Here is a 25,332-nt window from a genome sequence, read left to right as displayed (position 1 = left end):
TTATTTTTTACTTTTTATTTCAATAGTTAAAGCAGGACGTTTGTCACTTTCAGCAACTCTCCATCCGGTTTCATAAATCCACTTTGTCATCTTAGTCAGTTTTAGATAGTCAATTTTATCTGGGCTATCGAAGGGGGTATGGTAGTCAGGGTGTAATAAGGTGGTAAAAAATATTGCTGGAACATTAGCTTGAGCATAGGGAAGATGATCGCTTCGGAAGTACCAATTCTCTGGGTGATCTGCAGCATCCCAAGAAGTATCTACTTTGAAGTTGGCAATACTTTTATTAGCTGCTAAAGTGATAGCTACAAGGTCAGAAGAATTAAGATGAGGTTCTGTTACGCCTAATAGCGCCGCAGAATCAGATGCATTGCGTCCTATCATATCGCCATTTAAAACAGCAACTATGGAGGGCAGTTTAACGGTGGGATGGCTAACAAAATAGCGAGAACCCAATAAACCTCTTTCCTCAGATCCGTGCCACACAAATAAAGCCGATCGCTTAGCGGGTTGTGTACTCCACGCATTCCCTATTGCAAGCATCGCTACTGTTACTGATGCATTATCATCAGCACCGTTCCAGATAGGATCACCGTTAACAGCAGGTCCTACTCCGTCATGGTCCTGGTGACCGCTGAATAAAACATATTCCTCTTTCAGTTTAGGGTCAGTTCCATCAACCTTTGCAATAACATTAATAGAAGGATAGTCAAAATTCTCTACCTTCAAATTAGTTTTTAAATAAGCGCCTTGTTTAGAAAATATATTCTTTAACTGTTTACTTGCCAATATAATTGGTACCGTAGCTGCAGTAGAGGATTCGGCACCTTCAATTCCATAACTTCCTTCTTGATAATGAAATCCCGTAAACGAAATAAGTGATTCTACCGTATCATTAGCAATAAAAATGATAGCTGTAACACCGCGGCTGAGGAGTTCTTTTCCCTGCTGGTTCATGGCAGAAGCGGTATAACGATATTGCCAGAGGCTCACCCAGTCTTGAATAATGGGGGTTGGAGGCATAATATTTATAGCTACAATTTTGCCTTTCAGATCGACAGTATTATCCGGTATTTTGTCCAACCAAACTACGGAGCCTTCTAGGGTAGTGTCAACCAAATTAGTTGGCCAAATCTCTTTCCAAAGATCAAGTGCTTTACCATTTACACTAACAGTACTACTATTGGCCACACGGCTGCGTTTCAGATTAAAGAATTGGAAGTAGGTTCCATCTTCGCCTGCAGGTTTAAGGCCAGCTTCACGGGCCTTTTGAGCCACCCAAACAGAAGCTCGCATTTCGCCAAGTTCTCCTCCTCTTCGTCCCCGAAAGGCGTCCCCCGCCAGTTCATATAAATCATCTTTTAGATCTTGCTGCTTAATTTTATCTAATTGTGGTGCTGTGCTTTGCGCAAAAAGCGAAGTGGAAATAAATAATATTAAAAGAAGAATTTGTTTGGATTTCATAAGGTTTATTTTTAAAAATTGAAAAGTTTAAAATCGTAAAGGATCTGTAAGTATTGGCAGCCTGTCTGTAATCGCTATTAAATAGCCTAGTCTTTCCAAATGTATAGATAATCTTTTATTACAAATCATCAAAATGACTTTTTATTTGCTGAATGCTTTTGGTACTTCATTGGCTGTGCGTTTTTCTACTATTGCGCTCTAATAATTCCCGAATATAACGTAAATCCGTTTCGTTTACTAAGAAATGTGTCGCATAGCGATTCTATTTGGAACTTTATTTTGTATCCTAGTTTCTTAACCGTTTATGAGTAGCATTAAGGTCGTCGCTCATATCTAAACCTTCTTTTGTTAGTACTAAATTTAATTCAGGATTCATTTGTTTGATTTCATGTTTCGATTACGCAAAACAGCAAGAGTTTTATTGTTGGTGCTGTAGACGCAACAAACTCTTGCTTTTGGCAGTAGTCGGTTTATATAATGCTACATAAATATTCCTCAGCTGTCATAATTGGAATTGTAGAATGCTTAAAGTCTTTTCCGTTTCTAGTTATAATTATTGAGCAGTTAGATTGTAAAGCAGTAAAATATTGGACAGCATCTGGAAAATTTTTAAAACTCGAATTCAACGCTTTGTCTATTGTTTCTTCATTAACCTCACAAACCTCACAGATTATTTTAAACTTTCGAAGTTTATTCAAAATAGATTCTGATATTTCATATTTATTTAAAACGTAATCTATTGTCGTAAATGAAAGAGGAGAAACAATTAGGGTGATTTTTTTGATCTGCCAACGTCAATTCTCCCGAAGGATCGGGATTTTAGACCATTATTTAAATGGAGCAATTGAAGCCGAAGCTGATGCAATTTGTGACGGAGAAAATATGTACATCATAGGAATTATGGAGCACATGGAACCATGTGGAGTACACTTTGGAGACAGTAACGCCACTTTGCCACCGTTTAACTTAGGCGAATTTGTAATGCAACAAATAAAAGACTATACGAAAAATATTGCGTTGGCTGTGTGAACCGTTGGTTTAATCAACATTCAGTTTGCGATAAAAGAGGATATCGTTTACATCATTGAAGCAAATCCTAGATTATCCCGTACGGTTCCATTTATTGCAAAAGCATACGGAGAACCTTATGTTAACTATGCGACAAAAGTTATGTTAGGGCATAATAAAGTAACTGATTTTACCTTCAACCCACAGCTAAAAGGATACGCCATTAAACAACCGGTTTTCTCTTTCAGCAAGTTCCATAATGCAAATAAAGTATTAGTACCAGAAATGAAATCAACTGGAGAAAGCATCTTGTTTATTGACGACTTGAAAGACGATCAATTATACGAGTTGTACTCTAGAAGAAAAATGTATTTGAGTAAATAAAAACTTGAATATATAATATGTAAAAAGCCCCGTTTGGGGCTTTTTTAGGGGTGTGTGTCTTTTGAAAGGACCACTTGGTATAGTATATTTGTACGTACCACCTTTGAAATTTAAAGATAAAAAAAGCCCAAATGTAAAAATGAGCTTTCTGGTTATTAATAGTACTACTAAACTCTGATTAAAAATCTCGTAGAGGTTTTTGTGTTGTTTTGATCATAGACATCAATCATAATGTAAGTGTCCTTGGTAATACCAGTAATTAGGTAAGAGTAAGGATAGTTATTTTTATTTTTTGCTGTTGTGTCATCAATAATAAAAGGTGTTGAACTCCCTTCTTTCGTAAGAATAACCTTTAATAAAGCCACCGAAGAAGTAATTGTTCCTGTAATAGTATATTCTCCATTTACAGCTTTTCCTTCTGCCTGTGTAAATACAATTGCTGGTGTCGATGTCGGTTCGTCTTTACTACAGCTTACAATTGATAGCGCAATAAATAAAAATGCGAGAATTTGTTTCTTGATCATAAAATGATTGTTTAATTGGGGTTAAATTTTTACCTTTTGTTTAAATAAGGATACGTTTTCAAATGTAGCTAAATATTAATGGTTGAGGTGATTATCTGTGAATTATGAAAATATAATTAATTTTTATATAAATTAATTTTTCAATAATTGGAATAAAAAAACAAGTAGATTTATTATCGTTGACTTTTCATGAAACTTATCACTCATATAATTTCGCATTTTTTAGTGACCATTCTTAATAAGTATTTCAAAAAACATCGCGCATTGGTATTGTCATTTTTATTCAGGTAAAAAGAGCTGCGAACTTGTTGGCCGAAAGACGATCAGTTCTACGAATTGTACTCCAGAAGAAAAATGTATTTGAGTAAATAAAACTTGAGTTTATATATTGAAAAAGCCCCGTTTGAACATGCCCCAAAAAGTTAGACACTATTTGGGGCATGTTCAAACGGGGCTTTTTTTATGCATTGTATTTTTAAGCGATATTTTCGGGACCATCGGGAAACGGTCTGTACGCATAATAATGCAAGACTTCTTCAATGGCTATTTTTAAGGCTTCGTTTATGGGTAGTAAAGTAATGGCTAGCCTGTTGTCAATTTGAGAAAGTTGCATGTAATAATCAGAAAAAATGGGTACGTATAATCCTTTGCCAATGGCTTCTTCAGTATCCTTGAAGTTTTGTTGTTGTTCTTCTTTGATTATTTTGCAAGTCGCCAATCGCAGTTTACCATATTTATCTCTGCTTGCGGCATACCCAAAAAGCCTGCAAATCAATCCGCGATAGCGATAGTTGCTACAGCTTCCGTTGCTTCGGTCCAAAACATCTAGAGGTCGGTATAAATGACAGTTGCTATCGGATTTATTGTTTAATTCAACAAGCATTTCTTCGGCTTTACCGTTTAAAAATAAATGGAATGCCCACGGCAAAAATTCCAAAGGAGAAGCAACGATGTCTGGTGTAGAACAACACTTGCCACAACCAGCGCGACACTGTAAATGAGTTTCTGATTGGAACGCCGTAATTTCATTTTCAAGACGGTGAAATAATTCTTCAACCAATCGGACCTTGTGTTCTATAGACATTAATTTTTTTTCTAAGGTAGGCTATTAAAAACCGTTATAGAGAGAATGCCGTTTTACTTGCGGATTATATTTTTACAGAAAGGTAAGTTTTGGAGTGTGAGATTAAATTGGTATTAGTAGATTTTTTTTTGTGATATTGTTTCTTGTCAGTGGCTCATTGCTTTATGGTCAAAGTTGGAGATATTTTCCAAGCGTCATTGGGGTACATTTCTGCGCGCGGGTAAAATTAATTAGGTGGTTTTTGATTGCACAAGAGGATTTGTCATCATGCAATGAATTTTGGTATTTAAAAATTAATTTGCCAAATATATAACTGTAATTTATCAATGGACTTTGAGCATAGAGATATGCATTTACTAATGAGGTTTTCTAAATAATTCTGAAATAAGTTATTTATGCGGGTAATTACTTTAAATCGGAATAATTTTAATAAATAAAGCCAGTACATCTGCACTGGCTTTATTCTGATACTTTTGTTTTCTACTTAATTGGTAATTGTTATAATACCTGTCATTAAGGAATGGAATTCACAGATGTAATATAAGGTGTTTGGTGCATCACTGGGTACAGTAAAAGATATGACACCACTTATAGCGCCATTGTTAGTGACTCCATTGTTGTAAGCGCTGGCACTGCCAGTTGTTTGGACGGTCTTTATTAAGAAAGGATGTCCAGGTGTACTCATAGTAAAACTATACGTTTTACCTCTTTGCAAAGTTAAATTTGGATTACTCCCATTAGTTAACCCCCCACCATTAAATACGTAAGATGTAGAACTTGTATTGGTTATGTTGTAATTTACGACATTTAAATTTCCTGCATTAGCTCCAATGTTACCCTGAGCGATTATGGTTGCTAAATTGATTGCACTTAAGTGAACATTTATGTATCCATTAAAATTTAATAGCTCGTCATAGGTAATGGCGGTTCCATTATTGAGTTTATTCACGCTGGTTTCACTTTTTCCAGTAGCACCGGTGACAGATGTAAGATCAATAGCTATAGGTCCTCCCTGGGCAGCAGTATTGAGATGGATGTGTGTTGGGGAATTAACTCCTGCAGTTGTTCCAGTTATGGAAATACTTACTAAAGTTTCACCGCTCACTCTTTTTGTAAATTTTGCTGTGCCACTTACAGCATTGTTAGAAACGGCATTTAAAGGGTAGGTTTTACTGACGTTAGTAAGTTCATTCTTACCAATATCACCTTGTGCGATTAATGTTGATAAAGCGGTAGCACTTTCATGAACATTTATATATCCGTCAAAATTCAAAAGCTCATCATAAGTTATGGCAGCTCCTGTATTGAGTTTGTTTACACTGGTATCACTTTTTCCTGTAGATCCATTTACCGATGTAAGATCTACTACTACACCGCCCGTTTGAGCGACAGTATTGACGTGAATATGCGCAATAGAAGTAACTCCAGGAGTTGTACCCGTTATCGCAATACTTACCAAAGTTTTACCGCTTACCCTTTTGGTAAATTTAGCAGTGCCATTTATGGCGCTATTGGAAACGGAAGTTAAGGTATACGTTTTGCTAGTATTTGTAAGTTCATTAATACCAATATCACCTTGCGCTATCAATGTTGCGAGATCGGTTCCGCTAAGGTGAACATTAACATAACCATCAAAACTAATTAACTGTTCGTAAGTGATGGGCGAGCCATTATTTAAAGCTTTAACAACCGTTTCACTTTTACCTGTACTTCCAGTAATAGAAGTTAGGTCAAGTGAAATAGCTCCGCCTTCTGCTGCTGTACCGGCGTGGATGTGTGCCGGATGATTTCCACCAGCACTAGTGCCGCTTAATTGAACAGTAATAAGCGTTGTGTCATCATTTCTTTTTGCAAACGTAACGGTTCCGCTAACGGCAGGGTTTGATTTACTGAGCAAAATGAACTGCTTAGATTCCCCGGTGAGTTGCGGTGAACTGTCGTCATTACTACATCCAACAAAAAACGTCGTGCTAACAAAAAGCAAACACAAATAAAAAAATAACTTGTTAAAATTTTTCATAATTTTTTTTTGTTTAATTTATTTACATAAAGATCAAACAAAAATAATTAAAATTGTTTAGTAATAATTATTAGTTTGTGATTTATTTAACACAATAGTAATAATTTATTAACCTGAATGTGTGTGCTCTCATAAATTTATATAGTGCAAAAAAGTTATGTTTTAAATTTTCTGGGTCTAGCCAAAAAATAAATACGGTCTTATTTACAAATAACTTTCCTCCCTGGACTTGTAAGCCTTTTGTGGTTCTATTCCTAAATCAATGATGTTTGTTTCTTGTCGGATCTGATCTATTTGTTTGATTAAATCGATAAGAAGCAGCCATATAAATGTTTTATGAAGGCTTTTGGGCTTACCAAGATGGGTACAGTTAAACCTACTTCCTTGAAACTCTTTCTCCCCAATGTTAATCTAGCAATTATCTTAGGCAAGTTGTATATCCTTATCGTTATTGGATTCCCCGCGCTTGTTAACAAAATGTTTTAATCTACACAGTATTTTAAAAAAAAACTAAAATTAAATAAAAAAAAGCTCCAATCAGGACTTTCAAAATAGTTGCATTCAAAAATTATTTCTTCTTCAATTTCTCCTTAAAAAAATCAATCGTTCGCATCCACGATAAAGTAGCGGCTTTTTCATCGTATCTGGGCGTGGTATTGTTATGAAAACCATGATTCACACCTTCGTAGAAATAAGCAACATGTTCTACTTTGTTCTTTTGGAGAATGGATTCATAAGCAGGCCAACCTTCATTTACGCGAGTGTCTAAACTAGCATAGTGTGCCATGATAGGTGTTTTTATTTTGTCGGCTTCATCGGTAGTGGGTTGTCCGCCGTAATAGGGAACTGCGGCACATAGCTTTGGTATTTTTACCGCCATCATATTGGCAATCCAACCGCCAAAACAAAATCCTACCACACCAATATGTCCATTACAATCTTTGTGTAATTTCAGGTATTCATAGGCTGAAATGAAGTCCTCCAGCATTTCTTCACGGGTGCGTTTTTTCTGCAGATCTCTACCCGCATCATCATTTCCGGGATAACCTCCTAGTGGTGATAAGGCATCCGGTGCCAAAGTTATAAATCCTTCCACAGCGGCTCTTCGTCCTACATCTTCAATATAAGGATTCAGCCCTCGGTTTTCATGCACAACAATGATTCCCGGTAATTTCTTTTTGGTTCCCGCAGGTTGGGATAAAAGTCCCTTGATTTTACCTCCGCCTTTAGGAGAATCGTAGGTTATAAATTCTGATTTCAACCTTGGATCGCCGGGTTTTATTAAAATAGAGTCGATGTAATTGGGTGTCATAAAGCTAAGAAGTGACGGAAGTGTAAGCGTTCCTACCGCAAACAAGGATAGTTTTTCGACGAATTGTCTTCTTTCAATTTTGTTATGAGCATAATCATCGTATAAGTCAAATACTTCCTGACTGATGTCTTCTTTGGTTAGTTTTTTCATAGCAATTATTTAATTCAACTAATTTAGCAAAAAAAGCGATTGTTTTAGCATCGGCTATAATTGCAATTTTTTTAAACCTTTATTGTAAAAAACAGGAATGCAATAATTACTGTAGTTTGGGATTGTTTTTTATCTAAAAACAGTTTGCTACAAGCCATAAAAAAAGCCTAAATACAGAGACTTTTCAGTGTTGTTTTAATTTTATTTCTCGTGATTTTGCTCAAAATTCACCATCCAGTTGACTCCAAATTTATCGGTGAATGTCCCGAAATAGTCGCCCCAAAAAGCATCTTCCATTGGCATTATAACTTTTCCGCCTGCTGAAAGTGCATTGTACATTTTATCGGCTTCTTCTTTACTTTCGGTATTGATAGAAAGTGAAAAGTTATTCCCGTAAATAGTTGTTGCCCCAAAAGATTCGAAGCTGTCACTGCCCATTATAGCTGTTTCGTCACTAATGGGTAGAGAAACATGCATTATTTTTTCAGATTCTCCAAGAGGACAGGTTTTGCCATCGGTCATTGGCATTTCCTTGAATCTTCCAAAATAAGAAAATTCACCGCCAAAAACCGATTTGTAAAATAAGAATGCTTCTTCACAATTTCCATTATAAGTAATGGATGTATTTACTGTTACCATGATAATTGGATTTAAGGGTTACACTTTAGTTTGTTTTTCTTCTTTTTTTATCAAATATATTTTATACCAAACTATTGCTAATTCAGCTACTTCAAGTAATTTTCCGGGTTCTTCAAAAAGATGGGTGGCTCCGGGAATTATTTTTATTTCTTTTACTGATTCTAAGTTGTCAAATGCCATTTTATTCATTCCGATTACAGGAATATCGAGTCCTCCAACTATTAATAGAGTAGGAGCAGTAACTTGTGATAATTCGGTAATTGCCAAGTCAGGGCGTCCGCCACGAGAAACCACGGCTTTAATTTTTGTCTTGAAATAAGCTGCTGCCCGCAACGCCGATGCGGCTCCTGTACTGGCACCAAAATAACCCATGGGCAAGTTTTTAGTGCTTTTATAGTCCATTAGCCATTGCGTGGTTTCGATTAATCGGTTGGTTAGTAAATCAATATCGAATCTGTTCTCATAAAGTTTATCTTCTTCCTCGGTGAGCAGGTCAAAAAGAAATGTGCCGATGTTTTGGTTTTGAATCAATTCGGCTACCATTCTGTTTCGGGAACTGAATCTGCTGCTGCCACTTCCGTGCGAAAAAATGACTATTCCTTTTGCGTTTTCTGGAATTATCAAATCTCCTTTTAATGTTACAGCGGATAAAGGGATATCTAAATTTAATTTTTCCATCATTTTAAATTTTAAATAGGGAAGTTTATCTGAAAATCATATTATTTACTGCTAATGGGAATGCCTAATAATTGTATGACTTCGGCATCTTCCACTTGATTGAATTCTTCGTAAAATCCGCTTACTCCGCTAAAATATGTTGGAGCCATCAAATAGACAAACTCATCGGTATTTTTCTCAACTACAGGCACGGTATCAGAGGGTATTACAGGAATTGCCACGATTATTTTGGCAGGATTTTTTTTTCGAAGCATATTTATGCAGGCTAGCAAAGTATTTCCTGTAGCGATGCCATCATCTGCCAAAATTATATTTTTTCCTTTTATATCCAGTGGTTTTCTATTGCCCATGTAGAGTTCGTATTTATCCTTCATTAATTTCTGCAGTCGGATAATTTCATTGTCAATATATTTTTGAGGGACATTAGGATGCTCATCAAGAATCATATAATCTGATGAGACCGCACCAATTGCAAATTCTTTGTTATTAGGATGTCCTATTTTTTTTGAAAAAACGATATCTAAGGGCAGATGTAAGTTTTTAGCAATTACATATCCCACAGGTACGCCGCCTCTGGGTATAGCAAGTACTATGGAATCACTATTCTGGTATTTTTTTAATTTTTTAGAAAGCAATAAGCCGGCCTCAATTCTGTCTTTTAAAATCTCGTTATGCATAATTAGAAGTTTTATTTAAAAGAATAATAACGTTTAAAGATATTGATTTTCAAGTAGTTAATTTTATTTTTTAAAATTATTTTAGCGATAAAACTATAAATTATGTAAAAATAAAGTTCTTAAAAGGAATATTAATGACGAATTTGGAACTGTTTTTTACAAATGAAAGAATAGCATTATAAAAAATAAGTTGGGCTGAGAAATGGCTTATCCTAATGATAAAATCAGTTCTTTTTTTTGCTATTTTTGCCTCACAAAAAATGGATAGCAATAACTGCAATGAGGAAAATAAATTCAAAAGCTAAGGCAGATACAAATACTGGTTTTGGTACCAATGCCAATAATTATGGTGGGCGATTTGTGAATAAAAATGGAACTGCAAATGTAGAGAAGCGAGGCATGCATCTTTTACACCGAATCAGTTGGTATCATACCATGATTGATTTGCCAAGATGGAAATTCATGTTGATTCTTTTATTGTTCTATGTGGGAATGAATTTTTTATTTGCGTTCTTATATTATGCCATCGGGATCGAAAATTTGAATGGGATTGACGCTTCAGGTTCAAATTGGGTTCAATTTGGTCAGGCTTATTTTTTTAGTGCGCAAACCTTTACAACAGTGGGATATGGGCATATTAGTCCTTCTGGTTTTTTGACCAGTTTATTAGCTGCTGCGGAAGCTTTGATTGGGTTGTTGAGTTTCGCAATTGCGACCGGTTTATTCTTTGGACGTTTTAGTAGACCAACTGCTTTTTTGAAATTTTCACACAATGCCCTTATCGCTCCTTATGGAGAAATAAAAGGGTTAATGATCAGGATTACACCTTTTAAAAATACTAATTTTACTGATGCTGTAGCCAAAATGACTCTCGGAATGAGTGTGGAAGACAATGGTATTAAAACTAATAAATTTTATACTTTAGAACTGGAATTGGAAAGAATAAATGCACTAACCTTAAGCTGGACTTTGGTCCATCCCATTACAGAAGATAGTCCGCTGTATAATTTAACCAAAGAAGATTTTGATAGTATTCACGGTGAAATCCTTGTTTTTATAAAAACCTTTGATGATATGTTTAGTAATACCGTGGCCATTCGTACTTCTTATACTTTTGAGGAAGTTATTTACGGAGCAAAATTTGAGCCGATGTACACGCGAAGTACTGATAGTTCAAAAACAATCCTTGACTTAGACAAATTAAATGCCTTTTACAGCGTCACTTTAGAATAATACAATAGTTTTCAAATTATTTCAAATTTATAATGAAATTTATTTTACATTTGTTTATTAAATGTAGATAAATGATAAACAATATGAAAAGTGTGTTTAGTATTAAAGATCTTGAAAATCTTTCAGGGATCAAAGCACATACTATACGAATCTGGGAGAAGAGATACGACATTCTTCAACCGATGCGTACAGATACTAATATCCGATTGTACGATTTAGCTAGTTTGCAAAAACTATTAAATATTACTTTGCTTCATGACTATGGCTATAAAATTTCAAAAATAGCTACGTATCCACAAGATAAAATACCATCTCTTGTACGAGAAATAATTTCGAATAAAACAGCTAAAAGTCATGCCATCAGTGAGTTTAAGATGGCGATGATGAATTTTGACCAAGAGTTGTTTTTCAATACTTACAATTGGTTGATTGCTGAAAAATCATTTAAAGAAGTATTTCTTCAAGTTTTTATTCCTTTGATGAATGAACTGGGATTATTATGGCAGTCTGATACGATTACACCAGCCCACGAGCATTTTATAAGTTATTTGATCAAACAAAAATTACTGATAAATACCGAGAAATTACAGGTTTTAAAGCAAACTAAAAAAGATAAAATTTTTGTACTTTCTCTTCCTATGAATGAAATTCATGAGCTTGGCTTGATGTATTTGAATTATGAAATTTTATTATTGGGATACAAAACGATCTATTTGGGTGAAAGCATGCCCATCAATAATCTAAAAGATTTAAAAAAACATTTTGACTCCATTATTTTTATTTCCTACCTCACGGTGCAACCCGAAAGAGATATTTTGGACGAATACATCCAAAAAATGGCGGATGAATTATTAGATGATAATACGGAGTTATGGTATACTGGACGGTTGGTGGAGTTTATCAACAAAGAAGGGCTTTCAGACAAAATATCAATTTTTAATTCTATTTCTGATTTAGTCGGTGAAATTTAATTTTTTGTTTAAACTTTTCGTATATTTGCTAAACAAATGAAAGAAATAAAAAAAATTGCAGTTATAGGTTCTGGGTTTTCTTCGCTTGCTGCTTCCTGTTATTTAGCTCAAAGCGGTCACAATGTTACTGTGTATGAAAAAAACCCAACTATTGGCGGAAGAGCACGACAATTAAAAATGGATGGTTTCACTTTTGACATGGGGCCCAGTTGGTATTGGATGCCAGATGTGTTTGATCGTTTCTTTGCCGATTTTGGAAAGAAAACAACAGATTATTACGAGCTAATAAAGTTATCACCAGCATACCGTGTGTATTATGGGATCGATGATTTCATTACAATTGCGGATAATTTAACGGATATTATTTTCGCTTTTGAAGCAATTGAAAAAGGAAGCGGTACCATATTAAATGATTTCATGGCTGAGGCCAAAAGCAATTATGACATTGCCATTAAAGATCTAGTGTATAGACCGGGTGTTTCTCCACTGGAATTAATAACGGTTGAAACCGCTAAAAAAGTAGGACAGTTTTTTAGTAACATCAGCAAAGATGTTCGGAAGAAATTTAAAAATGAACGGTTGATTCAAATACTGGAGTTCCCCGTTTTGTTTCTTGGTGCAAAACCATCCGATACGCCATCGTTTTATAGTTTTATGAATTACGCTGATTTTGGTCTTGGAACTTGGCATCCAAAAACAGGAATGTTTGATGTCGTTCGGGCTATGGAAAGTTTAGCGTTGGAATTGGGAGTAAAATTCAAAACGAACGCTATTATTGAAAAGATTATTGTAAACAATAAAACAGCCAAAGGATTATTGATTAATGGCGAAACGATTGCCTCAGATTTGATTTTGAGCGGTGCTGATTACCATCACACAGAAACATTATTGGATCAAGAACATCGTGCGTATTCTGAAAAATATTGGGACAGCAGAGTTTTTGCTCCTTCTTCGTTATTATTTTATGTTGGTTTCAATAAAAAAATAGAAAATATTTCGCATCATGCGTTGTTTTTTGATGTTGATTTTTATCAGCATGCCAAGGATATTTATGATGAGCCACAATGGCCAAAAGAACCCTTGTTTTATGCCAATTTTCCATCATTGACAGATAAAACTGCCGCTCCTTATGGAATGGAATCTGGTTTTTTTCTAGTGCCATTAGCTCCCGGAATTAATGATACTGAAGCATTACGAGAACAATACTTTGATAAAATAATGGATCGTTTTGAAACTTTAACACAGCAAAGCGTGAAAAATAATATTATATTTAAAAAATCATTTTGTAAAAATGACTTTGTTTCGGAGTACAACTCTTACAAAGGAAATGCATATGGAATGGCAAATACGTTATTGCAAACTGCTTTTTTGAGACCAAAGTTGAAAAGTAAAAAAGTAAAGAATTTATATTTTACGGGTCAATTGACCGTTCCTGGACCAGGTGTTCCACCAGCATTAATTTCTGGAAAATTAGTATCAGAATTAATTAACAAGCAATTTTCAGAGCAATAATATGAAGCAACTATTTGATGATGTATCTTTTAAATGTAGCAAGCTAGTTACAAAAAACTATAGTACCTCTTTCTCTCTGGCGGTTTACATGTTGTCGCCAAGTATAAGAGATGCCATCTATAGTATCTATGGATTTGTTCGTTTTGCGGACGAAATTGTTGATTCATTTCACGGTTTTGACAAAGAAAGTTTAATCACGGAGTTTGAGGATGAGTATTACAAAGCAACCGAAAGAGGAATAAGTTTAAATCCAATCTTGAACTCTTTCCAGCAAACGGTAAAGCAATACAATATTTCAGATGATTTAATTCAAGCTTTCTTGAGAAGTATGAAATTGGATTTAATCAAATCAGATTACAATAGTAAGGCTGAATATGACGATTACATTTATGGCTCTGCTGATGTGGTTGGGTTGATGTGTCTCAAGGTTTTTGTTGCAGGAGATACAGAAAGATATAATCAATTGAAAGGCGAAGCCATGCGTTTGGGTTCTGCTTTCCAAAAAGTTAATTTTTTGAGAGATTTAAAGGACGATAACTTGGTGTTAAACCGAAATTATTTTCCTGGAGTCGATTTGAACTCATTCGATGAAAAAGCTAAAACGGCAATCATCAATGAAATTGAAGAAGATTTCAAAGTCGCCTATCAAGGAATTGTGAAGTTGCCAATAGAAGCTAAGTTTGGCGTGTACACAGCATTTGTTTATTACAAAAAACTACTGAAAAAATTAGAAAACACGCCTAGTCATGAAATTGGAAATGCAAGGATTCGGGTTTCAAATTATACAAAAGCGGGTCTTTTGGCGCAATCTTTTGTAACCTATAAATTGAAGTTGGTTTAAATTACAGCTTGTTTTAAAAAAGTATATTTTAATTAAATAAAAAAATAATGATTTTCTTTTTAATCTTTTTGGGTGTTTTCCTTGTCATGGAATGTGTAACCTGGCTTACGCACAAATACATTATGCACGGTCTGATGTGGTATTTTCATGCTGATCATCACCAACCTAAATACGCCAATATTTTTGAACGAAACGATATCTTCTTTGTGATTTTTGCCCTTCCTAGCATCGTTCTCTTTTATTATGGTGTGCAAGGCGGGATGAACTATTTGTTTTTCATTGGACTCGGAATCACTTTTTATGGATTCTGTTATTTCATGATTCATGATGTCCTGATTCATCAACGTTTCAAATGGTTCAAAAACACCAATAACAAGTATTTAATAGGCTTGCGAAAAGCGCACAAAGTACATCACAAACATTTGGGAAAAGAACATGGAGAGTGCTTCGGTATGTTATTTGTGCCTTTCAAATACTATAAAATATAACAATTCTATTTGGGCGTGACCCGATGAAAAAATCGGGTCGGGCTACACGTTCCCGCTTTTTTTAGACTGCCCTGTCAAGGATCAAAACCTTGACAGGGCAGTCTAAAAAAGAGCTTCACTTTTATCCCTCACGCAAACTCAGTGCTTCGTGACGGTATTTATTCTTAAAATTCAACTATGAAAATTTACAAAAAAGAAACCGTTCAGCACGTAAATGCAACCGTAGAAGAATGCTGGGATTTTTTTTCAAACCCAAAAAATCTTCAGAAAATCACACCAGAAGGAATGGGTTTTCAAATCACGGATTTCGACAAAAAAGCCATGTATCCCGGGCAAATTATTCAATATAAAGTAACGCCACTTTTAGGAATTACTTTGTCGTGGATGACCGTAATTACTCAAGTTAAGGAAAATAGTTATTTCATAGACGAACAACGTTTTGGCCCTTACAGTTTCTGGCACCACAAACATTTCTTTGAAGCTACACCTAACGGAACTAAAATGACGGATGTGGTACATTACGGATTGCCACTTGGTTTTTTGGGCCAAATCATGAACACGTTGGTCGTCAAAAATAAATTAAAATCTATTTTCAATTACCGTGTAGTTAAAGTGGACGAAATGTTTAATGCAAAGTAATGAGTAAACAAGAAGTTTCTGTTTTTTGGTTCAGACGTGATTTGCGTCTGGAAGATAACGTTGGATTATTCCATGCTTTGAAGTCTAAATATCCGGTTATTCCATTGTTTATTTTTGATGATTCCATTTTAGACAGTTTGCCAAAAAACGATGCCAGAGTAGGTTTCATTCATGAATCACTTTCGAAAATAAATACCCAATTACAAGAAATAGGAAGTTCTCTTTTGGTAAAAAAAGGGAAAACTATTGACGTTTGGCAATCACTTTTACAAGAATTCGATATCGCAACAGTTTTCTTCAATAAAGATTACGAACCATACGCCATACAACGTGACACCATTATTTGTGAAATGTTAGAAGCCAAAAAAACGATTTCTTATTCTTTTAAAGATCAAGTAATTTTCGAAGAAAAAGAAATCACAAAAGCCGATGGATTGCCGTATACCGTTTATACTCCCTTTAAAAATAAATGGTTAGAAAAATACAAATCAATGGCTCCGGTTCCAGAATACGATGCCACGGATATGTTTTCTAATTTCTATAAAAGTGTCTTTGTTTTTCCAACTTTGGAACAAATAGGTTTCGAAGAAAGTCCTATAAAAGTAAAGCCGCACAATTTAAAATTCATTGCAAATTATCAAGATATAAGAGATTTTCCAGCCTTGGATAAAACTTCGTATCTTTCGCCACATCTGCGTTTTGGAACTGTAAGCGTTAGGAAATTAGTCAATTGGGCATTTCATAAAAATGATGTTTTTTTGAGTGAATTGATTTGGAGAGAATTTTTTATGCAAATATTATTCAGTTTTCCAAAAGTCGTTACACAAAACTTCAAATCAGCGTATGATGGGATTCAATGGCGCAATAATGAAGAAGATTTCAAGCGCTGGTGTTCAGGAACAACTGGATATCCTATGGTGGATGCCGGAATGCGTCAACTCAATGAAACCGGATACATGCACAACAGAGTCCGCATGGTGGTAGCGAGTTTTCTCTGCAAGCATTTATTGATTCAATGGCAATGGGGAGAAGCTTATTTTGCTCAAAAATTACTGGATTACGAATTGTCTGCCAATGTTGGAAACTGGCAATGGGCAGCAGGAACCGGTTGTGACGCCGCTCCTTATTTTCGTGTTTTCAATCCGGAAATACAACAGAAAAAATTCGACGAAAAGGGAAGCTACATCCGAAAATGGATCAAAGAATTTGATTTAGGCTATGGAAAACCAATGGTAGAGCACGCTATGGCTAGAGATAGAGCGATTGCCACTTACAAAGCCGGAATTTTAAAATAAAATAGATACAGATTGAACGGATTCATAATTCGTTCAATCTTAATTTTTTTTTCAAGCAGGTATAGAAAAGGATATTTGTTTATTAACGGATCAATTTCTTCAGCATTCCCTCGAAAATAAATCCATGAAACGGTAAAACGGAATACCAGTATAATTTTCCCCAAATTCCTCTTGGCCTGAAAGTCGCCGCTTGATACAACGTATTTCCGATAATTTTAAATTCCAACCAAGCTTCACCGGGTAATTTCATTTCGGCAAATAAGATTAATTTCCCTTCTTCTTTATTGGCATACAAAACGCGCCAAAAATCCAATGCATCCCCAGAATGAATATCATGTCGGTTCGTTCTTCCTCTTCTGGAACCTACGCCACCGTATAATTTGTCTATAAAACCACGTAAATCCCACAACCAATCACCGTAATACCAACCCGTATCACCACCGATGGACCAAATTCTACTGAGGGTAAAATCTCGGTCTAAGATTTCCATTTTACGTCGGTCGATGTAGCAATCCTTTTTTGGAACCTTTAAATATTCCGACATATTACTGCTAAAACGTCCACTGATTAAGGAATCTTTCCAGCTCGAAGCTACTTTGTCCTCGTCTACTTTTATCAAAGCACGGGAAAGCGCTTGCTTGTAAGACATAGGCGTAACATTCAATAAAGCGTTGATTCTGTTATCGCTGCAAATGACTTCCACTTTCATACTGCTGACTAGTGCTGACGCGAGTCTATAGGATGTTGAGGTTACAAAATACAACCAATACGAGGACAATTTTGGTGTCATTATGGGAACAGTAAATATCCATCGTTTTAGTTTTTTAGCTTCCGCAAAACCCAAAAGCATCTCTTTGTACGTTAAAATATCCGGCCCTCCAATATCAAAACTTTGGTTGTACGTAACGGGATTCAATAATGATTTGGATAAAAAATCAAGAACATCCGGAATTGCAATCGGTTGGCACTTGGTATTCAGCCATTTTGGAGTAATCATTATGGGAAGTTTGTTCACTAAATCCCGAATAATTTCAAACGAAGCACTGCCAGAACCCACAATAATTCCAGCTCTTAAAGTTGTCGTGGCAAACGTTCCAATATTTAAAATTTCTTCTACTTTTTTTCTCGAGGATAAATGTTTGGATAACGATTTGTCATTTACAATTCCGCTCAAATAAATAACTTGTTTTACTTGGGTTTCATTTAAACGTTGTACAAAATTAAGTGCCGATATGCTTTCTAGTTCATCAAAATTGGAAGCGGATCCTGACATGGAATGAATCAAATAATATGCGGCATCAATAGCGTCTGGAATGGTTGTCAATGTTTCTTGTTTGAGAAAATCGACTTCAATTACCGTAACACTTTTTTGAAATTCGACAGGACAATAAAACCTGTTTTTATCTCTAACACAACAGATTATGTCGTGTCCTTGCTCTACCAATAGAGTCAAAAGTCGTTTGCCAATATAACCTGTTGCGCCAGTTAAGAGAATTTTCATGGTGTTGTATTTAAACAATTATACTGGTTCGAAATAATACTTAAATATTTTGCTACGAATTACACGAATTAGCTCTAATTTCAAATTAATCAATCAAAAATCTGTTTAATCCGTGTTCTGTTTTTAGTTAATAAGGAACATTTCTAATGAGTAATTAAATTTAACTCAATTTATTCGAAACTAAGCTGATAAATTCTTTTCTGGTTTTGTCTTTTTCAAAAGCTCCGGTAAAAGACGATGTCGTAGTAACCGAATTTTGTTTTTGAATCCCACGCATTTGCATGCACATGTGTTGGGCTTCAATTACAACCGCTACACCTAGTGGATTCAAAGCCTCCTGAATACAGTTTTTAATCTGGTCTGTCAATCGTTCCTGTACTTGCATCCTTCTGGCAAAAGCATCTACGACTCTTGGGATTTTACTTAAACCTACAATTTTCCCATTTGGAATATAAGCTACATGTGCTTTTCCAAAAAAGGGTAACATGTGGTGTTCACACATGGAATATACTTCAATGTCTTTTACCACAATCATTTGTTTATGGTCTTCGGTAAATAGTGCTGATTTTAGTATCTCTAATGGATCTAATCCGTAACCATGAGTCAAATATTGCATTGCTTTGGCGACACGTTCCGGTGTTTTTTCAAGACCTTCTCTGTTAATGTCTTCCCCTAAATTTTCAATGATTACTCTATAATTATCAGCTAAAAATTCTGTTATTTCTGTGTCGTATTGTTCAATTTTCTCGTAACTCTTCATTTCTTTTATCATGGTATGGTGTATTTTAATTTTTAGTTTGGTTAATTATTTTATTGGATGTTTTGAACCATTAAGCAATTAAGAAAAATTAAGCAATCTTTTCTAGATAAACTTAATTCTTTAATGGTTAATATTTTTTATGTTTTAAACAGCTTCTTTAGATTTTAAAAGTCACTATTCCGTAATCCATTTCGAATACTTGACCTGAAATTGATTTCGCATTTTCCGAAATTAGGAAGCCAGTCATACTCGCTACTTCTTCGGGTTTTAAATAGCCTTTCATCGGGTGGCGTTCCACCATATTTTCTTTCATTCGATCATTTCGCAAAATACCTGCCGAAAGTCCCGTTTCGGTGATCGTGGGAGCTATAGCATTGATGCGTACTACTGAAGCCAATTCTGCTCCCAATGATTTCACTAATCCTTCAACTCCTGCTTTTGCTGTAGCAATACTCGCATGAAACGGCATTCCTAATTTTGCGGCTACCGTGCTGAACAAAACAATCGATGGATGAGTTCCCTTTTTTAAACTTGGTAAATATTTCTGAATGGCTTTTACAGCGCCAATAACATTAATTTCAAAATCTTTCCTGAAATCATCTATAGTAAGGCTTCCTATGGGTTTCAAGTTGATGGAACCCGGACAATAAATCAAGGCATCAATAGTTTCTATTTCTGGTAGCGAATCCTGCAATACATCTACAGAAAAGTGTTTCAGATTAGGATGTGTGATATTTGGAGCGTTTCGGCTGATGTTGTACACCATGTTTGTCTCTAATTGTTGTAACAAAATGGCACTGCCAATTCCTTTGCTACCACCAATGATTACTATGTTTTTCATTTTTATAGGTTGTTATTTTAACAGGATGTAGTCCAATATTTTTATCGTTTGGAAATCTTGTTGTTGTTAATTTGTCTTTGCATCGTACACTTAAAACGACCCTCTCGAAAATCCCTTAATTTCTCATGTTTTGTTTTTCGTCCTTGAACGCGTTCACGCCACATTCTAAAACTTGAAGGTTTCATTTCGGTGCGCATCAGGTCGATAACTTCTTGTTCTTTTAATCCAAATTGCATTAAAATCGAATCAAAAGTGGTTCGGTCTTCCCAAGCCATTTCTATGATTCGGTCTTTGTCTAAATCAGTAAGTTCTTTTTTTGTAATCACGATATTTTTTTAATTGAGATTGCTATTGTTTTTTTAATATGTATTGAAAAATTATTCGCTGTCGCCAATATCAGCCATAGTGTGTAACTTTAAGATACGCGAACTTTCCTCTTTTACCAATGGATTTTTTTTCATTTTCCATAATAAATCACTAGCAAATTTCCTTGTTCGTTCCATATTTACAATTGGTTTCGGGTAATTGATGCCTATTTCGAAATCATTAAACTTCTGGTCTAGATAGGTCATTTTATAGGGTTCATGTACAAATGCACGAGGCAAATTGCGCAATTCCGGAACCCATTTTTTTATAAATTCACCATCTGGATCGTGTTCGTAACTGTTCTTTATTGGATTATAAATGCGCAACATATTGATTCCAGTTTCACCAGCCTGCATTTGCAATTGCGGAAAATGAATTCCAGGTTCAAAGTCCAGAAACATTTGTGATAAATGTTGCGTCGCTTCCTGCCAAGGCTGCCATAAATTATGCGTAAAAAACGACACTAACATTGCACGCATTCTAAAGTTCAAATAGCCCGTTTCGTTCAAGCAACGCATAGAAGCGTCAATTAATGGAAATCCTGTTTGTCCGGTTTTCCAAGCTTCAATATAGTTTTCATTAACTTTCTTTTTCAACGAATGGAAGCCTTTGTTGACACTTTCAAACTCCATGATTTCTTCCATTTCAAATTTTTGAATGAAATGTGCCTGCCAAGTCAGTCTGGATATAAATGAATCAATTTGCTTTTTATGGGTGCATGTCAATCTGAAAGTGGCTGCTTTTTGCAAAACTTGTCTGGAGGATACATTTCCCCAAGCGATATAAGGGGATAATCTGCTGCAACTTTTTCGAGCCAATAAAGGCTTTGAAATATGCGAACTGTAATTTTGATAGCGCTCTTCAAAGAAGTTTTGCAAATATTTTCCAGCCATTGTACTGCCACCTTTTTGAAAAATTGTATCCGGAAAAGTTTCTAAATTTGTCTTTTCCAATGCTTTTTCAAGTTGGGTTATTGCTTCCGTATCGAGGAAATTTACTGCTTTCGAATCAAAAACAAATTGTGGTTCATTCATGTATTTTTCCCAGTTTGAAACCCAATTTGTTCTATTTCTTAGCGCCCTGAAAATCCCGTTGTTAGTGTTTTCAACCCAATTGATTTGATTGTTTTTGCAAAATCGTTTGAAGGTTTTGTCTCTTTCGTACGTGATTTTCAAACCCGTTTCCTGATGCGAAAAAACGGTATCTATTTTATAGGTGTCTTGTATGGTATTGAGTACCTGCAGCACTTCTGAGGAGGCCGCTAAAACATGTGTATTTGATTGTTCCAGTTGTTTGTTGATGTCTACAAGCGATTGCTTGATGAAATTCCAGTGTCTGGGACTGTAATGCGCATCGTTTTCTAAAGACTTTTCGAATACATAAAGCAACAAAGTGGGTGTGTCTGTTTTTGTTGCATTGAAAATTGCTTCGTTATCTTGTAAACGAAGGTCTCTTTTAAACCAAACCACATTGATATGTTTCTTGTTTGTATTCATTTAATTTTTAAAATAATTGTTGTTGCAACCATAATTGCTGGAATTTTGATTGTCCGTCGTAATTCTCAGCCTGTAACTTAATATTAAATTTTCGATCTCTTGGGTCGTTGCCAACTCCTGAAACATACATCCAATTCCCGTAATTGCTGTGCACATCGTAATCAATTAGCATCGCTTCAAAATAAGCGGCTCCTATGCGCCAATCTAAAAGTAAATTCTTAGCAAAATAAGAGGCTACATTTTGCCTTCCACGATTGCTCATCCAGCCTGTTTGTTGCAATTCAATCATGTTGGCATTTACAAAAGGCTCTTGTGTATTCCCGTTGATCCAGTTGTTTATAGCCGACTGATTGTTTTTCCAATCGTAATTTTTATCTAAAATCCCTCCAATTTTAAAAATAGAGTTTCCGTTTTTCATTGAAATATATTTAAAATAATCCCTCCAAATTAACTCGAAAACCAACCAATACGTGGAATCATTTTTCTCGACTTCTTGCTCGTATTTAATAATTTCCCAATAAATTGTTTTCGCCGAAATAGAGCCATTAGCCAACCAAGGAGAAAATTTTGAACTAAAATCAGCTCCAATCAATCCGTTGCGAGTCAATTTATAAACGCTTAGTTTTTTGGTTTCCCAAAAATAATTTTTCATTCGTTTCAGTGCTTCATTTTCACCGCCACGAAAAGGAAACGCGGTTCTGGAATCCATTTCAAAATCAGCAAATCCCAATGTTTCCATCGTAGGAATTACTGTTTTATCTAGTATCAAATTTTCTGGAAGAAGTGGTTGAACTGTAAATTCAGGTCTGACTTTCGTCGACTTTTCACACTGATTCCTGAATTGTGTAAAAACATTTGGAATTGATTCAATAGCAAACGGAATACTTGCAGGATGAAATAAGAACTGGTTGTAAGTAGCTTTATATGCTACTGAATCTGGAACTTTTGATTTTATATTTTCTAAAACTTCCAGTTCCTCACTCGTCCATTCTTCTTGGAAGTAAACAGAGCTGATTTCATTTTGAGCAATTATTTCCGGAATACACTCTTCTGGTTTTTGGTGATACACCAAAAACGAAATATTGAGTTGTTCCAGATTTTCTTTCAATGCCTTTACCGATTCAATTAGGAATTGAGCTCGAAATTTGGCTGTTTTCTTAAAACCAAATTTGCTTTGCTCAAAATGCCTTGGATCAAAACAATACACCGCAAATACAGTATCATTTTCTAATACGGCATTCGTTAAAGATTCATTATCATGAACTCTCAAATCATTTCTAAACCAAACTAACCCTTTTTGTTTCTTTTGCATTTTTCGCTACAATATTTGACTTCATCCCAAACTTTTTCCCATTTTTTCCGCCAGCTAAAAGGCCGGTTGCAAACCAAACACATTTTTGAAGGCAGGTTCTCTTTTTTCACTAGTTGTATTTCTGATATTGATTAACGACGATAGTGGCTTTTAAATCGAACATCAAATTATATAAGCCAAAAAAGGTTCTATTCATATAAATAAAATGTTTGGAACCTCGATTTCCATTCATTTTTCTAAGATTGGTGTCTTTCGAAAAACGTTCTCCTAATTGTGCAATACTTTCAAAAAAGGCTGCATCTGAGAAATCGAACGTATTCTCTTGAAATGGTTTGGTGAACAACGACAATAAATCATAAAAGATTTCCGTGAAATAGTCCACTTCTTCTTTGGAATCATCTACTCTAAGAATTTCCAATTCGAATAATTTTTCATTAAAAAGTTTCTTGTTATCAATCACTTCTTTATTTATTAATTCGAAATAAGGAATATAGAAGGCATTAGGAATTTGTTTCATGCAACCAAAATCCAATGCTATTAATTGGTTTTTGTCGTTGACCAAGAAATTACCTGGGTGTGGATCAGCGTGTACTTTTTTCAAAATATGTATTTGATACATGTAGAAATCCCATAAAGCCTGACCAATATTATTGGCAGCTTCCTGATTGGTATTTTTCTTAGTGAACTCAGAAAGATGAATTCCCGTCATCCAGTCCATTGTGATAATTTTCTCCGAAGAATAGGCAGGATAGTAATTTGGGAAAACTAAATTTTCAATTTTTTTGCACGCTTTAACAACCTCTTGGCTTTGTTTTAGTTCCAATAAATAATCAGTTTCCTCGATTAACTTATCTTCGACCTCTTTGAAATATTTATCAGAATCTTTTCCTTGAAGGTTAAACATTCTGATTGCTATTGGTTTTACCATCGCTAAATCAGAGGAAATGCTATTTGCTATGCCAGGATATTGGATTTTTATAGCCAGCTTTTTACCGTCTTTTACCGCAACATGAACTTGTCCGATACTCGCTGCATTAACGGAATTCGCATCGAACTCATCAAAAATCTCATAAGGCGTTTTGCCAAAATTTGTCTTGAAAGTTTTCAATACCAATGGAGCCGAAAGTGGCGGAACGGAAAATTGGGAAAGCGAAAATTTTTCTACATAAGCCTGAGGCAAAAAGCTTTTGTCCATACTTAGCATTTGTGCTACTTTCAGCGCACTTCCTTTTAGACTTTTTAGTCCATCGTAAATATCTTCGGCGTTATCTTCGTTGAGTTTATCACGTGTCAAATCAGAATTGACCATTTTTTCGCCGTAATATTTCAGGTAGTTTACGCCAACTTTTGCACCCGTTTGCACCAGTTTTGTAGCTCTTTCAATTTTTGAAGTGGGGATGTAATCTATCGTTTTCATTATTTGTTGTATATTTTTTCTTTGAAAATAAATTTCCCAAAGTCTATTAGGCTGTCAAGCGGTGCGATGTTCATTAATTCAAAAGAGACTTTTACAGACTTCTCAATGTAGATGTCTGTTTTTTCAAAAGCTGGTGAAGAATCATCTAGCCAGAATTTCAAGGTCAATAAAAATTGGATCCAAGACGTTTCCTGAATCGCTTTCTCTTGAAATTTTTGAATTTTTTCTTGTTTAATTCGGTATTCATCTGAAATGATTCCTGCTATATAGTTTTTAAAACTGTTTCTTAAACTAGAAAGTTGCATTAAATTTTGGAGCTTATTGTGTGGTTCTTTCAAGCTGAGAGTCACGTAACTTCTATTAGCAGATAATAATTCAAAGAAAGTAAAGTAAAAACTCAGCATTTTACTTTTCATATTATAGGTTTCATAGTTCTCGTCTTTCTGAAGTAATTCGACCGTTTTTTCCAGAAAAATTTTAAAGATTTCTTTCTCTAAACTTTCCATAGTCCCGAAATAGTGATAGAATTCAGTTTCTGAAAAGTTATTTAGTTTAGTGAAATTATAAACGGATTTCGGTTTTTCATTATTTTCTAATGTATATATCATATACATAGAAACTATTTTCTCTTTCGTTATTATCGATTTTTTAGTCGCCATTTTTTAGTATATTTCTAATTAAAGTATAAAGGTATGAAATGTTTAACTATATATCAATAAA

Annotated in this window: 25 protein-coding genes and 1 pseudogene; 8 read left to right on the top strand and 18 right to left on the bottom strand. The window is 34.9% G+C overall.

The genetic code is table 11. The features are described 5' to 3' along the window. Both ACNQGD_RS08620 and ACNQGD_RS08615 read right to left on the bottom strand, forming a co-directional pair. The gene (locus ACNQGD_RS08620; RefSeq protein WP_417999017.1) at nt 1-1,464 is read right to left on the bottom strand and encodes a M28 family metallopeptidase; all 1,464 of its coding nucleotides are present in this window, start codon (nt 1,462-1,464) and stop codon (nt 1-3) included. Between the two features lie 470 nt (nt 1,465-1,934). Then, nucleotides 1,935-2,204: a hypothetical protein gene (locus ACNQGD_RS08615; protein WP_417999187.1), complete on the bottom strand. Its 270-nt coding sequence runs from the start codon at nt 2,202-2,204 to the stop codon at nt 1,935-1,937. Nucleotides 2,205-2,280: 76 nt separating this feature from the next. Between ACNQGD_RS08615 and ACNQGD_RS08610 the strand changes: the two are divergent. Continuing rightward, nucleotides 2,281-2,856: pseudogene (locus tag ACNQGD_RS08610) on the top strand (ATP-binding protein); the annotation flags it as partial. Between the two features lie 167 nt (nt 2,857-3,023). Here ACNQGD_RS08610 and ACNQGD_RS08605 read toward each other — a convergent pair. The 7 genes from ACNQGD_RS08605 to ACNQGD_RS08575 all read right to left on the bottom strand — a co-directional run bounded on the left by ACNQGD_RS08605 (nt 3,024) and on the right by ACNQGD_RS08575 (nt 9,940). Further along, the gene (locus ACNQGD_RS08605; RefSeq protein WP_417999016.1) at nt 3,024-3,380 is read right to left on the bottom strand and encodes a hypothetical protein; all 357 of its coding nucleotides are present in this window, start codon (nt 3,378-3,380) and stop codon (nt 3,024-3,026) included. 475 nt (nt 3,381-3,855) lie between these two features. Further along, nucleotides 3,856-4,464, bottom strand: coding sequence for a YkgJ family cysteine cluster protein (locus tag ACNQGD_RS08600; RefSeq protein ID WP_417994041.1), 609 nt, complete (start codon nt 4,462-4,464; stop codon nt 3,856-3,858). 484 nt (nt 4,465-4,948) lie between these two features. Beyond that, on the bottom strand, nt 4,949-6,484 hold the full coding sequence (locus ACNQGD_RS08595) for a hypothetical protein (RefSeq protein ID WP_417999015.1): 1,536 nt from the start codon (nt 6,482-6,484) through the stop codon (nt 4,949-4,951). A gap of 568 nt (nt 6,485-7,052) precedes the next feature. Next, nucleotides 7,053-7,946, bottom strand: coding sequence for a dienelactone hydrolase family protein (locus ACNQGD_RS08590; protein ID WP_417999014.1), 894 nt, complete (start codon nt 7,944-7,946; stop codon nt 7,053-7,055). A gap of 201 nt (nt 7,947-8,147) precedes the next feature. Further along, complete coding sequence (locus tag ACNQGD_RS08585; protein WP_417999013.1) at nt 8,148-8,585, bottom strand: VOC family protein; 438 nt, start codon at nt 8,583-8,585, stop codon at nt 8,148-8,150. Between the two features lie 18 nt (nt 8,586-8,603). Next, nucleotides 8,604-9,263 carry a dienelactone hydrolase family protein gene (locus ACNQGD_RS08580; RefSeq protein WP_417999012.1) on the bottom strand — a complete coding sequence of 220 codons (660 nt, stop codon included), beginning with the start codon at nt 9,261-9,263 and terminating at the stop codon, nt 8,604-8,606. A 41-nt stretch (nt 9,264-9,304) separates the two neighbouring features. Beyond that, nucleotides 9,305-9,940, bottom strand: a complete 636-nt coding sequence (locus ACNQGD_RS08575; RefSeq protein ID WP_417999011.1) for a phosphoribosyltransferase — start codon at nt 9,938-9,940, stop codon at nt 9,305-9,307. A gap of 279 nt (nt 9,941-10,219) precedes the next feature. Here ACNQGD_RS08575 and ACNQGD_RS08570 point away from each other — a divergent pair, with 279 nt between their 5' ends. The 7 genes from ACNQGD_RS08570 (at nt 10,220) to ACNQGD_RS08540 (ending at nt 16,919) form a co-directional block, all read left to right on the top strand. Next, nucleotides 10,220-11,173, top strand: coding sequence for an ion channel (locus ACNQGD_RS08570; RefSeq protein WP_417994035.1), 954 nt, complete (start codon nt 10,220-10,222; stop codon nt 11,171-11,173). Nucleotides 11,174-11,244: 71 nt separating this feature from the next. Further along, nucleotides 11,245-12,144, top strand: coding sequence for a MerR family transcriptional regulator (locus ACNQGD_RS08565; RefSeq protein WP_417994034.1), 900 nt, complete (start codon nt 11,245-11,247; stop codon nt 12,142-12,144). A gap of 36 nt (nt 12,145-12,180) precedes the next feature. Then, on the top strand, nt 12,181-13,656 hold the full coding sequence (locus ACNQGD_RS08560) for a phytoene desaturase family protein (protein ID WP_417999010.1): 1,476 nt from the start codon (nt 12,181-12,183) through the stop codon (nt 13,654-13,656). Nucleotide 13,657: 1 nt separating this feature from the next. Then, entirely contained in the window at nt 13,658-14,497 is an 840-nt protein-coding gene (locus tag ACNQGD_RS08555; protein ID WP_417999009.1) for a phytoene/squalene synthase family protein, read from the top strand. A 47-nt stretch (nt 14,498-14,544) separates the two neighbouring features. Next, nucleotides 14,545-14,985: a sterol desaturase family protein gene (locus ACNQGD_RS08550; protein ID WP_417999008.1), complete on the top strand. Its 441-nt coding sequence runs from the start codon at nt 14,545-14,547 to the stop codon at nt 14,983-14,985. A 177-nt stretch (nt 14,986-15,162) separates the two neighbouring features. Then, nucleotides 15,163-15,624, top strand: coding sequence for an SRPBCC family protein (locus ACNQGD_RS08545; protein ID WP_417999007.1), 462 nt, complete (start codon nt 15,163-15,165; stop codon nt 15,622-15,624). Beyond that, nucleotides 15,624-16,919: a cryptochrome/photolyase family protein gene (locus ACNQGD_RS08540; RefSeq protein WP_417999006.1), complete on the top strand. Its 1,296-nt coding sequence runs from the start codon at nt 15,624-15,626 to the stop codon at nt 16,917-16,919. The genes ACNQGD_RS08545 and ACNQGD_RS08540 overlap by 1 nt, the downstream gene beginning before the upstream one ends. Before the next feature lie 82 nt (nt 16,920-17,001). On the opposite strand, the gene ACNQGD_RS08535 is transcribed toward ACNQGD_RS08540, so the two are convergent. The 9 genes from ACNQGD_RS08535 to ACNQGD_RS08495 form a co-directional block, all read right to left on the bottom strand. Beyond that, complete coding sequence (locus ACNQGD_RS08535) at nt 17,002-18,420, bottom strand: SDR family oxidoreductase (RefSeq protein WP_417994028.1); 1,419 nt, start codon at nt 18,418-18,420, stop codon at nt 17,002-17,004. A gap of 160 nt (nt 18,421-18,580) precedes the next feature. After that, nucleotides 18,581-19,192: a GTP cyclohydrolase I FolE gene (gene folE / locus ACNQGD_RS08530; protein WP_417994027.1), complete on the bottom strand. Its 612-nt coding sequence runs from the start codon at nt 19,190-19,192 to the stop codon at nt 18,581-18,583. A gap of 145 nt (nt 19,193-19,337) precedes the next feature. Beyond that, nucleotides 19,338-20,021, bottom strand: coding sequence for an SDR family NAD(P)-dependent oxidoreductase (locus ACNQGD_RS08525; RefSeq protein ID WP_417994026.1), 684 nt, complete (start codon nt 20,019-20,021; stop codon nt 19,338-19,340). A 41-nt stretch (nt 20,022-20,062) separates the two neighbouring features. Then, nucleotides 20,063-20,344 carry a TIGR03643 family protein gene (locus tag ACNQGD_RS08520; RefSeq protein WP_416847286.1) on the bottom strand — a complete coding sequence of 94 codons (282 nt, stop codon included), beginning with the start codon at nt 20,342-20,344 and terminating at the stop codon, nt 20,063-20,065. A gap of 54 nt (nt 20,345-20,398) precedes the next feature. Continuing rightward, nucleotides 20,399-21,883: a cryptochrome/deoxyribodipyrimidine photo-lyase family protein gene (locus ACNQGD_RS08515; RefSeq protein WP_417999005.1), complete on the bottom strand. Its 1,485-nt coding sequence runs from the start codon at nt 21,881-21,883 to the stop codon at nt 20,399-20,401. Between the two features lie 7 nt (nt 21,884-21,890). Next, the gene (locus tag ACNQGD_RS08510) at nt 21,891-23,195 is read right to left on the bottom strand and encodes a DASH family cryptochrome (protein WP_417999004.1); all 1,305 of its coding nucleotides are present in this window, start codon (nt 23,193-23,195) and stop codon (nt 21,891-21,893) included. After that, nucleotides 23,171-23,305, bottom strand: a complete 135-nt coding sequence (locus tag ACNQGD_RS08505) for a DUF2256 domain-containing protein (protein ID WP_082014130.1) — start codon at nt 23,303-23,305, stop codon at nt 23,171-23,173. Before ACNQGD_RS08505 ends, ACNQGD_RS08510 begins: the two co-directional genes overlap by 25 nt. After that, complete coding sequence (locus ACNQGD_RS08500) at nt 23,305-24,612, bottom strand: ABC1 kinase family protein (protein WP_417999003.1); 1,308 nt, start codon at nt 24,610-24,612, stop codon at nt 23,305-23,307. Before ACNQGD_RS08500 ends, ACNQGD_RS08505 begins: the two co-directional genes overlap by 1 nt. Then, nucleotides 24,612-25,271 carry a TetR family transcriptional regulator C-terminal domain-containing protein gene (locus ACNQGD_RS08495; RefSeq protein ID WP_417999002.1) on the bottom strand — a complete coding sequence of 220 codons (660 nt, stop codon included), beginning with the start codon at nt 25,269-25,271 and terminating at the stop codon, nt 24,612-24,614. Before ACNQGD_RS08495 ends, ACNQGD_RS08500 begins: the two co-directional genes overlap by 1 nt. Nucleotides 25,272-25,332 lie beyond the last annotated feature (61 nt).

The organism is Flavobacterium glucosi (assembly GCF_048286535.1).
Lineage (GTDB): Bacteria > Bacteroidota > Bacteroidia > Flavobacteriales > Flavobacteriaceae > Flavobacterium.
Note: the sequence above shows the minus strand (reverse complement) of the source record. Positions and strands in the feature narration are given on the sequence as shown.

Bases quoted from the DNA above. Each gene is read 5' to 3' on its own strand.
- ACNQGD_RS08580 (WP_417999012.1), bottom strand. From the start codon at position 9,263: ATGGAAAAATTAAATTTAGATATCCCTTTATCCGCTGTAACATTAAAA.
- ACNQGD_RS08560 (WP_417999010.1), top strand. From the start codon at position 12,181: ATGAAAGAAATAAAAAAAATTGCAGTTATAGGTTCTGGGTTTTCTTCG.
- ACNQGD_RS08525 (WP_417994026.1), bottom strand. From the start codon at position 20,021: ATGAAAAACATAGTAATCATTGGTGGTAGCAAAGGAATTGGCAGTGCC.
- ACNQGD_RS08540 (WP_417999006.1), top strand. From the start codon at position 15,624: ATGAGTAAACAAGAAGTTTCTGTTTTTTGGTTCAGACGTGATTTGCGT.
- ACNQGD_RS08495 (WP_417999002.1), bottom strand. From the start codon at position 25,271: ATGGCGACTAAAAAATCGATAATAACGAAAGAGAAAATAGTTTCTATG.
- ACNQGD_RS08565 (WP_417994034.1), top strand. From the start codon at position 11,245: ATGATAAACAATATGAAAAGTGTGTTTAGTATTAAAGATCTTGAAAAT.
- ACNQGD_RS08600 (WP_417994041.1), bottom strand. From the start codon at position 4,464: ATGTCTATAGAACACAAGGTCCGATTGGTTGAAGAATTATTTCACCGT.
- ACNQGD_RS08555 (WP_417999009.1), top strand. From the start codon at position 13,658: ATGAAGCAACTATTTGATGATGTATCTTTTAAATGTAGCAAGCTAGTT.
- ACNQGD_RS08575 (WP_417999011.1), bottom strand. From the start codon at position 9,940: ATGCATAACGAGATTTTAAAAGACAGAATTGAGGCCGGCTTATTGCTT.
- ACNQGD_RS08535 (WP_417994028.1), bottom strand. From the start codon at position 18,420: ATGAAAATTCTCTTAACTGGCGCAACAGGTTATATTGGCAAACGACTT.
- ACNQGD_RS08510 (WP_417999004.1), bottom strand. From the start codon at position 23,195: ATGCAAAAGAAACAAAAAGGGTTAGTTTGGTTTAGAAATGATTTGAGA.
- ACNQGD_RS08545 (WP_417999007.1), top strand. From the start codon at position 15,163: ATGAAAATTTACAAAAAAGAAACCGTTCAGCACGTAAATGCAACCGTA.
- ACNQGD_RS08515 (WP_417999005.1), bottom strand. From the start codon at position 21,883: ATGAATACAAACAAGAAACATATCAATGTGGTTTGGTTTAAAAGAGAC.
- folE (WP_417994027.1), bottom strand. From the start codon at position 19,192: ATGATAAAAGAAATGAAGAGTTACGAGAAAATTGAACAATACGACACA.
- ACNQGD_RS08590 (WP_417999014.1), bottom strand. From the start codon at position 7,946: ATGAAAAAACTAACCAAAGAAGACATCAGTCAGGAAGTATTTGACTTA.
- ACNQGD_RS08620 (WP_417999017.1), bottom strand. From the start codon at position 1,464: ATGAAATCCAAACAAATTCTTCTTTTAATATTATTTATTTCCACTTCG.
- ACNQGD_RS08570 (WP_417994035.1), top strand. From the start codon at position 10,220: ATGAGGAAAATAAATTCAAAAGCTAAGGCAGATACAAATACTGGTTTT.
- ACNQGD_RS08595 (WP_417999015.1), bottom strand. From the start codon at position 6,484: ATGAAAAATTTTAACAAGTTATTTTTTTATTTGTGTTTGCTTTTTGTT.
- ACNQGD_RS08500 (WP_417999003.1), bottom strand. From the start codon at position 24,612: ATGAAAACGATAGATTACATCCCCACTTCAAAAATTGAAAGAGCTACA.
- ACNQGD_RS08585 (WP_417999013.1), bottom strand. From the start codon at position 8,585: ATGGTAACAGTAAATACATCCATTACTTATAATGGAAATTGTGAAGAA.
- ACNQGD_RS08605 (WP_417999016.1), bottom strand. From the start codon at position 3,380: ATGATCAAGAAACAAATTCTCGCATTTTTATTTATTGCGCTATCAATT.
- ACNQGD_RS08550 (WP_417999008.1), top strand. From the start codon at position 14,545: ATGATTTTCTTTTTAATCTTTTTGGGTGTTTTCCTTGTCATGGAATGT.